Origin of the sequence: Bilophila wadsworthia ATCC 49260, assembly GCF_000701705.1 — a bacterium.
In the GTDB taxonomy this organism is placed as follows: Bacteria; Desulfobacterota; Desulfovibrionia; order Desulfovibrionales; family Desulfovibrionaceae; genus Bilophila; species Bilophila wadsworthia.
This window is the reverse complement of the sequence record NZ_JNJP01000187.1, coordinates 1-1386: the sequence shown is the minus strand read 5'-3', so window position 1 is coordinate 1386 and position 1386 is coordinate 1. Positions and strand designations below refer to the sequence as shown.

Annotated in this window: 1 protein-coding gene; it reads left to right on the top strand. The window is 57.6% G+C overall.

Annotated elements, in window-relative coordinates:
• The coding region (locus T370_RS0121925; protein ID WP_029437017.1) for a Mu transposase C-terminal domain-containing protein at nt 1-1349 on the top strand (1349 nt) is incomplete at its 5' end.
• Between the last annotated feature and the right edge of the window lie 37 nt (nt 1350-1386).

Genomic DNA, 1386 nt, shown 5'->3' with positions numbered 1-1386 from the left:
CAAACATGCTTCCCGGCGAAGGCTTCACGGGCGACGGCACCACCTTTGACGGACTGGTCCAGCACCCCTATGAGCCGCGCGCGTTCAGGCCGGAAATTACCCTGATTCTGGATATCGCCACCCGCAAGTGCGTCGGGGTGTCCATCGATACCTCGGAAAACGGGCTCACCGTTCTGGACGCCTTCCGAGTCGCCTGCATCACCCATTGCGTCCCGTATTTTTTCTATACAGACAACGGGCCGGGGTACGCAAACGCCATGTCTACCAAAGAAGGTACGGGCGTCCTGACACTGCTCGGCGTGATCAGCAAGACGTCCATTCCCGGACGCCCGCAGGGCAAAGGGCTCATGGAGCGGGCGGTCAAGACCATCCATACCGATCTGGCGAAACGGTTCGCTTCCTGCGTGCATCGGGACATGGATCAGGACACGGCCCGGACGTTCCGGCTTTCCGTCAACAAAGACATCAAAAAATACGGAAAATCAGAACAGTTGCCTACATTTGGCGTGTTCTTTGAGGCACTGTGCTTCCGCATTGACGAGTACAACGCCACGCCCCACACGGCCCTCCCGAAGTTTACGGACGCGAACGGCAAGCGGCGGCACTATTCGCCCGGCGAATACTGGAACGTGAAGCTCGCCGAAAACCCGGAATACAAGCTGTTGCGGCTGAACCCGACGCTGCATGACGATCTGTTCATGCCTGCGGCGGAACGCCCCGTTCATAACAACTGGATCAACTTCGCTGGCAAGAAATACTACGCCGACGCCCTGTGGTCTTGGAACGGAAAAAAGGTGCTGGTCCGCTATGACATGCACGATCCTCGCTACATCGTCGTCCAGACGCCCGACATGGTGAAGATATGTAGGGCACTCGTCGACGGCAACACTATCGATTATCTGGACATGATTTCCGAAGCCGAAAGGAAGGCCGGGGTATCGCAGCGCGCCAAGCTCGCAAGGGCACAAGCGCAGGTTCAGAAAAAGCTCCCCGGCGCGACGGTGGTCTACAACGGGGATTCCATCGGAGCCACGGCAACCGTCGTCAGTTCCATCCGCCCGATCGGGCAGGTGGTTGACGTGGAGCCGCTGGCCGCTCTCGAAACGGATTTCTCGGACGAGGAAGAAGGGACGCTCACGCAATCCGTTCGCCCCGGCAAGGCCCGGCCTGCCTTTGAGTTCCCTTACGAGCGGTACGAGTACCATATGACTCACCCGGATTCATGGACGCAGGAAGACCGCGACTGGCTGGAATGGTACGTCCAGACCGAAGAGTACGCGGATTATTTACCTATTTTCATAAGCAAAGGCATTGCATGGGAGGAAACGTCATGCGCAAAATGTTCGTAAAGACAGAGAATTACCGCAAGTTCGTCAGCGCCGTGAA